The following is an 8,470-nucleotide window of genomic DNA, read 5'->3' as shown; positions in this document are numbered from 1 at the left end:
CGCTGCGCTTGCTCGACATGCGTCCGCCACTGCCGCGGCTTTTATCGAAAAGTTGCACGACATGCCCTGCATCTGTCAGGGCTTGTGCGGCTGAGAGTCCGGCGATGCCGGTGCCGATGATTGCGATAGGTACAGTCATAAGGGCCTCGTTTACCTTTCTGTACAGACTACGCCGGGGTTGAAACCTGTACAATATTGTTTTTTGGTATAACTTTTAGCGTTATCGTTCTGACAGCTTGGCCTATTGTTAAACACAGAGCCTGCCCGATATCAAAGATCCCTTGCTTATAAAAATAGACTAGTGATCAAGGTAAAACGCCACGCGAGGAAGAAGTCATGCACATATTGCTGACCGGCGGTACTGGTTTGATAGGACGTCAGCTTTGTCGACACTGGTTGAGTCAGGGGCATCGCCTGACGGTCTTGAGTCGTACGCCCGATAAAGTTGCGAAAATTTGCGGCGCTGCAGTGCGTGGTGTCGCACTGTTGGAAGACCTCGGTCAAGAACCGATTGACGCCATTATCAACCTGGCGGGTGCGCCGATTGCCGATCGACCATGGACGTCCAAACGCAAAGCGCTGTTATGGAGCAGCCGGATTACCTTGACCGAAACCCTGCTGGCCTGGCTGGAAAAGCGCGAGCAGAAACCCCGGGTACTGATCTCCGGCTCTGCCGTGGGTTGGTACGGTGATGGCGGCGAGCGGGAGTTGACCGAAGAATCACCGCCGGTGATCGACGACTTCGCCAGCCAGTTGTGCATCGCCTGGGAAGAAACCGCGCAGCGTGCGGAGGCTTTGGGGATTCGGGTGATCCTCATTCGCACCGGTCTGGTGTTGTCTGCCGATGGCGGCTTTTTGTCGCGCCTGCTGCTGCCGTTCAAATTCGGGCTGGGCGGGCCGATCGGCAACGGTCGGCAGTGGATGCCGTGGATTCATATCAACGATCAAATCGCCCTGATTGATTTTCTTCTGCATCGCAATGAAGCCAGCGGTCCATATAATGCCTGCGCACCGAAGCCGGTACGTAATCGCGAGTTTGCCAAAACCCTGGGCAGCGTATTGCATCGCCCGGCGTTCATGCCGATGCCGGCGCTGGCGTTGAAGGTCGGCCTGGGCGAGATGTCATTGTTGTTGCTGGGTGGTCAACGGGCCACGCCGGCGCGTTTGCTCGAAGCAGGATTCACCTTCCAGTTCACTGATTTGCGCGCGGCCCTGGACGATCTTTCCAGCCGCCTCTGAAATAGGACGTTGCATGACCGATCACGCGTTGCTTCTGGTCAACCTGGGCTCACCGGCCTCCACTTCGGTGGCGGACGTGCGCCGTTACCTCAATCAGTTTCTGATGGACCCCTACGTGATCGACCTGCCTTGGCCGGTGCGGCGTCTGCTGGTGTCACTGATCCTGATCAAGCGTCCCGAGCAGTCGGCCCACGCGTATGCTTCGATCTGGTGGGACGAAGGCTCGCCGCTGGTGGTGCTCAGTCGTCGCTTGCAGCAAGCGATGACTGCGCACTGGCATCACGGCCCGGTTGAGTTGGCCATGCGATATGGCCAACCGTCCATCGAGTCGGCGCTTACACGACTGATCGCCCAAGGGCATAAGCGAATAACCGTGGCGCCGCTCTATCCACAATTTGCCGACAGCACCACCACAACGGTGATCGAAGAGGTCCGGCGTGTTTTGCGCGAGAAAAATCTCAATGTGCAACTGTCGATACTCCAGCCGTTTTACGATCAACCAGAATACCTTGATGCGCTGGTGGCCACGGCCGGACCGTACCTGCAACAGGATTACGACCACCTGTTGCTGAGCTTTCACGGCTTGCCTGAGAGGCATCTGACCAAGCTCGATCCGACCGGCCAGCATTGCTTCAAGAATGAAGACTGCTGCAAGAACGCTTCGCCAGCGACCCTGGCGACCTGTTACCGCGCCCAATGCCTGCGTAGCGCAGCGGAGTTTGCCAAGCGCATGGGGCTTGCGGACGGCAAATGGTCGGTGTCGTTCCAGTCGCGCCTGGGGCGCGCCAAATGGATTGAGCCCTACACCGAAGCGCGTCTTGATGAGTTGGCCAAGTCGGGTGTGAAGAAACTATTGGTCATGTGCCCGGCGTTCGTTGCCGATTGCATCGAGACGCTGGAGGAGATTGGTGATCGCGGTAAAGAGCAGTTCCGCGAAGCGGGGGGCGAGGAATTGGTGTTGGTGCCGTGTCTCAATGATGACCCGCGTTGGGCACAGGCATTGACCAAGTTATGCGAAAGAGCGCCTTTGGCTCTCTAGGAACCCAACCTGTGGCAAGGGAGCTTGCTCCCGCTGGGTCGCGAAGCGGCCCCAAAATCTTGCAATAAATGAAGATTTTGTGGCTGCTGCGCACTGGTGCGCCAGACCGGTCAAGCGGGAGCAAGCTCCCTCGCCACAGGGATCGCCTGTTACACCAGCGGCTCTTCCGCCTTCTTGTGCTTCCAGCTGTCATTGCCCGGCAGGATCAGGTTCAGCGCAATCGCCACCACCGCGCACAGCGCAATGCCTTTGAGGCCGAAATCATCCGGGCCGGTGCCGGTACCCACCAACACACCGCCGATCCCGAACACCAGGGTCACCGACACAATCACCAGATTGCGCGCCTCGCCCAGATCGATCTTGTGGCGGATCAGCGTGTTCATGCCTACCGCTGCAATCGAACCGAACAACAGGCACAGAATGCCGCCCATCACCGGCACCGGAATGCTTTGCAGCAGGGCGCCGAATTTGCCGATGAATGCCAGGCTGATGGCGAATATCGCCGCCCAGGTCATGATTTTCGGGTTGTAGTTCTTGGTCAGCATCACCGCGCCGGTGACTTCGGCGTACGTGGTGTTGGGTGGGCCGCCGAACAGGCCGGCCGCGGTGGTGGCAATGCCGTCACCGAGCAGCGTGCGGTGCAGACCGGGTTTCTTCAGGTAATCGCGGCCGGTCACGCTACCCACGGCAATCACACCGCCGATGTGTTCGATAGCCGGGGCCAGGGCCACCGGAACGATGAACAGGATCGCCTGCCAGTTGAATTCCGGCGCGGTGAAGGCCGGGATGGCGAACCATGGCGCCGCGGCAATCTTCGCCGTGTCGACCACACCGAAATAGAATGACATGGCAAAACCCACCAGCACGCCGGAAATGATCGGCACCAGGCGGAAAATGCCTTTGCCGAACACGGCGACGATCAGGGTGGTCAGCAGCGCCGGCATCGAGATCAGCATTGCGGTCTGATAGTGAATCAGCTCGCTGCCGTCTCCCGCCTTGCCCATCGCCATGTTGGCGGCAATCGGCGCCATGGCCAGGCCGATGGAGATGATGACCGGGCCGATCACCACCGGTGGCAACAGGCGGTCGATGAAACCGGTGCCTTTGATCTTCACGGCCAAGCCGAGGAAGGTGTAGACGAAGCCAGCCGCCATCACACCGCCCATGGTCGCCGCGAGGCCGAATTGACCCTTGGCGAGAATGATCGGGGTGATGAAAGCAAAACTCGACGCCAGGAACACCGGCACCTGACGTCCGGTGACCACCTGAAACAGGATGGTTCCCAGGCCGGCGGTAAACAGCGCCACGTTCGGGTCAAGGCCGGTAATCAGCGGCATCAACACCAGGGCGCCGAAGGCCACGAACAGCATCTGTGCGCCGGACAGCACCGTGCGCCAGAGCGGATCGTTGAACTCTTGCTGCATGCTCACGCGTCCTTCTGCTTGGTGCCGAAGATCTTGTCGCCAGCATCGCCCAGGCCCGGGATGATGTAACCGTGTTCGTTGAGTTTTTGATCAATGGACGCGGTGTAGATGGTCACGTCCGGGTGAGCTTTCTCGACCACCGCAATGCCTTCGGGCGCGGCAACCAGCACCATGGCGCGGATGTCCCTGCAACCGGCCTTTTTCAGCAAGTCGATGGTCGCGACCATCGAGCCGCCGGTGGCGAGCATCGGGTCGATGATCATGGCCAGGCGTTCGTCGATTTCCGGTACCAGTTTTTCCAGGTAGGTGTGGGCTTCGAGGGTTTCCTCATTGCGGGCCACACCCACGGCGCTGACTTTGGCGCCCGGGATCAGGCTCAACACACCTTCGAGCATGCCGATACCGGCACGCAGAATCGGTACTACAGTAATTTTCTTGCCGGCGATTTTCTCGACCGACACCGTGCCGCACCAACCTTCGATATCGTAGGTTTCGAGCGGCAGGTCTTTGGTGGCTTCATAGGTCAGCAGGGCACCGACTTCCTGAGCGAGCTCACGGAAATTCTTGGTGCTGATGTCTGCGCGGCGCATCAGGCCAAGTTTATGACGGATCAGCGGGTGGCGGATCTCGAGGATGGGCATGGGAAAGGCTCCGGCGGCGGGCAAAAAAACCGGCCTAGATTAATCTATCCGAGGGTGTTGTCCTATAGACATAGAGTACGTTAGTCCACAAACGCTTGATCTGGCCTCGCTTGATGCGTACCTTTGCCCGCTTTTCCTGAACCGCCACCCCCCTCAATCCCCTGGAGAGCGCCATGTCCGCTGATCTCGAGCATATCCGTCAAATCATGCGAGAGGCTGACTGCCTGTACACCGAAGCTGAAGTCGAGGCGGCCATCGCCCGCGTGGGTGCACACATCAATGAAGAACTGGCGGACAGCAACCCGGTGGTGTTCTGCGTGATGAACGGCGGGCTGATTTTTGCCGGCAAACTGCTGACCCATCTACAATTCCCGCTGGAGGCGTCCTACCTGCACGCCACCCGTTATCGCAACGAAACCAGCGGCGGCGAGCTGTTCTGGAAGGCCAAGCCGGAAGTGTCGTTCATCGACCGTGACGTTTTGATCATCGACGACATTCTCGACGAAGGTCACACCCTGGGTGCGATCATCGACTTCTGCAAACACGCCGGTGCCCGCAAAGTGCACACCGCCGTGCTGATCGACAAGGATCACGACCGCAAGGCTCGCCCGGACCTGAAAGCCGATTTCGTCGGTCTGCCGTGCATCGACCGTTACATCTTCGGCTACGGCATGGACTACAAGGGCTACTGGCGCAACGCCAACGGGATTTTTGCCGTTAAAGGAATGTAAGACATGGATACGCCTCGCTTTCTCGATCAGACGTTGTTCGCGGAACTGGCCGGGAAAGCCGCGGCCAATCCTCGTGGACGTCAGCATTACAACTTCCATCAGATGGAAGACGCTTGCCATCGCATGGCGGTGGCGCTGCAGCCGTCCACGTACATTCCGCCTCACCGGCATCTGGGTGACAACAAGGCTGAAACCCTGCTTGTCCTCAAAGGACGCCTGGGTGTGTTGATCTTTGACGAGAACGGTACGGTGCTCAGCAAGACCGTGCTTCAGGCCGGTGGCGACTGTGTTGGCGTGGATCTGCCGACAGGCGTATTCCACGGCCTGGTGGTGCTTGAAGACGATAGCCTGATGTTCGAATGCAAGGCAGGGCCTTACCGCCCGGTCGGTGAAGGTGAACTTGCCGGCTGGGCGCCGCGCGAAGGCGAGCCTGGTGTTGCCGAGTATCACGCCTGGATGCGCGCGCAGTTCGATTGATCCAAGCCAGATCAAAGCATCGCAGCCTTCGGCAGCTGCTATAAGGGCCTGATGTACACCCTGTAGTCGCTGCCGAAGGCTGCGATCTTTGCTTTTAAAGCCATGATAGAGTGCTCGGCCCCGCCCTCCGGAGCCTTGTCATGAGCCTTTTGTTTCGCAGCTGCGCCGCTCTGTTGCTGACCCTCAGTCTGCCCCTGGCCGCTGCCCCGGCACCGATGCACGGGCAGTTCCTGCCTCCGGATGACCTGACTCTGCGTGACGCAGAGCCCGAGCAGCAGCAGTTGTTGCAAGTCACCGAATATTCGGTGGTGGTCGGCAGTCAGCGCCAGTCCAATCAGCAGCCGATCCCGGTGACCTCGCCGCTGCTGGTTCGCCTCAAGGGCAAATCCCTGAACAAGGGAGCAACCATCAGTCAGGTGCTGGTCAATTTCGACGGCGAAAGCAAAAGCCTGAAGAAACCGGTCTACGACGACAAAACCAAGACCCTGACCCTCTATTACCCGCTGGCGCAGTACCGGGTGGTGATCGATCTGTTGCGCAATGACACGGTGTATTGCCAGTTCTTGAGCTATGCCAATGGCCACATTTGGGCCGATCTGCACACAGGCGCCGTTCGTCCGCGTTGAGCCCGGCGCCCGCGCAGGGGTAAACTGCCTGCCCTGTGAAATGTCTGCGAGCTGGAGTCGGCAATGCGTAAAGATAAGAAACAAGTGATTGGTGACGAGATCGGCGATGAGCAGATCAAGTTGTTCCTCGATTTCGAACCGGTCGACGCGACTTCTCCGTCCCTGCACAAACTGGTCAAGGCCTACCGTGGCCTGCGCATTGATGACTTCGAGCGCTTCCTGACGTTCTTCGTCGAGGCCGGTTTTGACGTCAACGGCAAAGACGAGCAAGGCAATGACTTCATTGCCTTGATCAAGGATCAGCGTAATGCGGCCGAGTACATTGAACTGATCGACAAGGCTCGCGGCTGATCAATTTTTCCCTGTGGCGAGGGAGCTTTCTCCCGCTTGACCGGGCTGGCGCACCAGTGCGAAGCGCTCACAAGATTCTGGGGCCGCTTCGCAGCCCAGCGGGAGCAAGCTCCCTCGCCACAAAGAAGGTTTGACCGCCCATAAAAAAACGCCCCGTTCTCAAAGAGGACGGGGCGTTTTTCATGGGGCCGAATCAAGCGTAGCTTTCGGTCTCGCTGCTGGCTTCAACCAGTTCCAGGGCAACGTTGTTCTGCGTGTTGATCTTGCGATACAGCGCAGCGTCGGCTTCCAGGACTTTTTCACGGGCCGGGAAAATTTCCGCCAGTTTGGCAGCCCATTCGCCTTTGGCCTGGTTCGGGAAGCATTTTTCGATCAGTTCCAGCATGATCGAAACGGTTACCGAAGCACCTGGCGAAGCGCCGAGCAGGGCAGCGAGGGAGCCGTCCTTGGCCGCGACCAGTTCGGTACCGAACTGCAGGATGCCGCCTTTTTTCGGGTCTTTCTTGATGATCTGCACCCGTTGGCCGGCCACTTCCAGGCGCCAGTCTTCGGCTTTCGCTTCAGGGTAGAAGCGACGCAGGGACTCCAGTCGCTGCTCCATGGACTGCATCACTTCGCTGACCAGGTACTTGGTCAGGTCCATGTTGTTTTTCGCCACGGCCAGCATCGGGCCGATGTTGCCGGCGCGAACCGACAGCGGCAGGTCCATGAAGGAACCGTGCTTGAGGAACTTGGTGGTAAAACCGGCATAAGGTCCGAACAGCAGCGACTTCTTGCCGTCGACGACGCGGGTGTCCAGGTGCGGCACCGACATCGGTGGCGAACCCACGGCAGCCTGGCTGTAGACCTTGGCCTGGTGGTGCTTGACCACTTCCGGGTTGTCGCAACGCAGCCACTGGCCGCTGATCGGGAAGCCGCCAAAGCCTTTGCTCTCTTCGATACCCGAGGCTTGCAGCAGCGGCAGTGCCGCGCCACCAGCACCGAGGAAGACGAATTTGGCGTCGACTTCACGGGTGTTGCCGCTGTTGACGTCCTTGATGCTGACGGTCCAGCCACCGTTTTTGCGCTTGAGGCCGGTCACGCGCTTGCAGTATTTGACCTGGGCATCGGGTGCGCTGGTCAGGTGCTTGAGCAACTGGTTGGTCAATGCGCCGAAGTTGACGTCGGTGCCATTGATCACGCGGGTGGCGGCAAGGGTTTCGCCGGGGTCGCGCCCAGGCATCATCAATGGCATCCACTCTGCCATTGTCGCCTTGTCTTCGGTGTATTCCATGTCGGCGAAGGCGTGGTGCTTGCTCAGCACCTTGAAGCGTTCCTTGAGGAAGGACACGCCGCTGTCGCCCTGGACGAAACTCAGGTGCGGCACCGGGCTGATAAACGATTTGCACGAGCCGAACGTGCCTTTTTTGGTCAGGTACGACCAGAACTGCTTCGACACCTCGAACTGGGTGTTGATGTGCACGGCTTTCTTGATGTCGACGGAGCCATCGGCAGCCTGTGGCGTGTAGTTCAACTCGCACAGGCCGGCATGACCGGTACCGGCGTTGTTCCACGGGTTGGAACTCTCCGCGGCACCGGAATCCATCAGCTCGACGACTTCCAGCTTGATCGCGGGGTCGAGCTCTTTGAGCAGTACTGCCAGGGTGGCACTCATGATGCCGGCCCCAACCAGTACTACGTCGACTGCTTCGTTATGCGCCATTTAACGCGTCTCCAAAATCTGCAGCACCAAATTGACGGCATGGCTGCCAGGCGTTCCGGGGCGAGTCAGTAATGCCCCTCGAACTCATGGCAGGATCGCCATGTCCGAATCTTCGCAATTTTTTGCAACTTCGACGGACGCTACCGGCCGGGTCTAATCAGAGTCCTATGAACTCATTTCAACGGGCGGCTGGCAATTCGACTTATGGTCGAGACATCCGTTTGTGCAACCAAATCCGTA

At 58.9% G+C, this 8,470-nt stretch carries 10 protein-coding genes; 6 read left to right on the top strand and 4 right to left on the bottom strand.

Annotated features, from left to right (window positions below):
* On the bottom strand, positions 1–139 hold a 139-nt coding region (locus tag D8V06_RS23150), incomplete at its 3' end, for an NAD(P)-binding protein (protein WP_130931889.1).
* 197 nt (positions 140–336) lie between these two features.
* On the opposite strand from D8V06_RS23150, the gene D8V06_RS23145 reads away from it, so the two are divergent.
* Both D8V06_RS23145 and hemH read left to right on the top strand, forming a co-directional pair.
* Positions 337–1,239: a TIGR01777 family oxidoreductase gene (locus tag D8V06_RS23145; RefSeq protein ID WP_056853261.1), complete on the top strand. Its 903-nt coding sequence runs from the start codon at positions 337–339 to the stop codon at positions 1,237–1,239.
* 13 nt (positions 1,240–1,252) lie between these two features.
* Positions 1,253–2,278: a ferrochelatase gene (hemH, locus tag D8V06_RS23140; RefSeq protein ID WP_130903575.1), complete on the top strand. Its 1,026-nt coding sequence runs from the start codon at positions 1,253–1,255 to the stop codon at positions 2,276–2,278.
* A gap of 149 nt (positions 2,279–2,427) precedes the next feature.
* Here hemH and D8V06_RS23135 read toward each other — a convergent pair whose 3' ends face one another.
* Together D8V06_RS23135 and upp are read right to left on the bottom strand one after the other, a co-directional pair.
* A complete protein-coding gene (locus tag D8V06_RS23135) occupies positions 2,428–3,702 on the bottom strand; it encodes a uracil-xanthine permease family protein (RefSeq protein ID WP_130903576.1) in 1,275 nt (424 codons plus the stop codon).
* Positions 3,703–3,704: 2 nt separating this feature from the next.
* Complete coding sequence (gene upp, locus D8V06_RS23130; protein ID WP_056853258.1) at positions 3,705–4,343, bottom strand: uracil phosphoribosyltransferase; 639 nt, start codon at positions 4,341–4,343, stop codon at positions 3,705–3,707.
* A 173-nt stretch (positions 4,344–4,516) separates the two neighbouring features.
* Here upp and D8V06_RS23125 point away from each other — a divergent pair, with 173 nt between their 5' ends.
* The 4 genes from D8V06_RS23125 to D8V06_RS23110 all read left to right on the top strand — a co-directional run bounded on the left by D8V06_RS23125 (position 4,517) and on the right by D8V06_RS23110 (position 6,528).
* Positions 4,517–5,074: a hypoxanthine-guanine phosphoribosyltransferase gene (locus D8V06_RS23125; RefSeq protein WP_056853257.1), complete on the top strand. Its 558-nt coding sequence runs from the start codon at positions 4,517–4,519 to the stop codon at positions 5,072–5,074.
* Between the two features lie 3 nt (positions 5,075–5,077).
* A complete protein-coding gene (locus D8V06_RS23120; RefSeq protein ID WP_130903577.1) occupies positions 5,078–5,551 on the top strand; it encodes a WbuC family cupin fold metalloprotein in 474 nt (157 codons plus the stop codon).
* A gap of 140 nt (positions 5,552–5,691) precedes the next feature.
* Positions 5,692–6,177 (top strand): hypothetical protein, encoded by a 486-nt coding sequence (locus D8V06_RS23115; RefSeq protein WP_056853255.1) that lies wholly within the window; start codon positions 5,692–5,694, stop codon positions 6,175–6,177.
* A 63-nt stretch (positions 6,178–6,240) separates the two neighbouring features.
* Entirely contained in the window at positions 6,241–6,528 is a 288-nt protein-coding gene (locus D8V06_RS23110) for a PA4642 family protein (protein ID WP_130903578.1), read from the top strand.
* Between the two features lie 193 nt (positions 6,529–6,721).
* On the opposite strand, the gene mqo is transcribed toward D8V06_RS23110, so the two are convergent.
* Positions 6,722–8,230, bottom strand: a complete 1,509-nt coding sequence (mqo, locus tag D8V06_RS23105; protein WP_130931888.1) for a malate dehydrogenase (quinone) — start codon at positions 8,228–8,230, stop codon at positions 6,722–6,724.
* Between the last annotated feature and the right edge of the window lie 240 nt (positions 8,231–8,470).

The organism is Pseudomonas sp. Sample_24, from assembly GCF_004307605.1.
GTDB lineage: Bacteria > Pseudomonadota > Gammaproteobacteria > Pseudomonadales > Pseudomonadaceae > Aquipseudomonas.
This window is presented reverse-complemented; position numbering and strand designations above follow the sequence as displayed.

Excerpts from the sequence above, each read along its gene's own strand:
- upp (WP_056853258.1), bottom strand. The coding sequence starts at position 4,343 with ATGCCCATCCTCGAGATCCGCCACCCGCTGATCCGTCATAAACTTGGC.
- D8V06_RS23125 (WP_056853257.1), top strand. The coding sequence starts at position 4,517 with ATGTCCGCTGATCTCGAGCATATCCGTCAAATCATGCGAGAGGCTGAC.
- D8V06_RS23115 (WP_056853255.1), top strand. The coding sequence starts at position 5,692 with ATGAGCCTTTTGTTTCGCAGCTGCGCCGCTCTGTTGCTGACCCTCAGT.
- hemH (WP_130903575.1), top strand. The coding sequence starts at position 1,253 with ATGACCGATCACGCGTTGCTTCTGGTCAACCTGGGCTCACCGGCCTCC.
- D8V06_RS23135 (WP_130903576.1), bottom strand. The coding sequence starts at position 3,702 with ATGCAGCAAGAGTTCAACGATCCGCTCTGGCGCACGGTGCTGTCCGGC.
- D8V06_RS23145 (WP_056853261.1), top strand. The coding sequence starts at position 337 with ATGCACATATTGCTGACCGGCGGTACTGGTTTGATAGGACGTCAGCTT.
- D8V06_RS23120 (WP_130903577.1), top strand. The coding sequence starts at position 5,078 with ATGGATACGCCTCGCTTTCTCGATCAGACGTTGTTCGCGGAACTGGCC.
- mqo (WP_130931888.1), bottom strand. The coding sequence starts at position 8,230 with ATGGCGCATAACGAAGCAGTCGACGTAGTACTGGTTGGGGCCGGCATC.
- D8V06_RS23110 (WP_130903578.1), top strand. The coding sequence starts at position 6,241 with ATGCGTAAAGATAAGAAACAAGTGATTGGTGACGAGATCGGCGATGAG.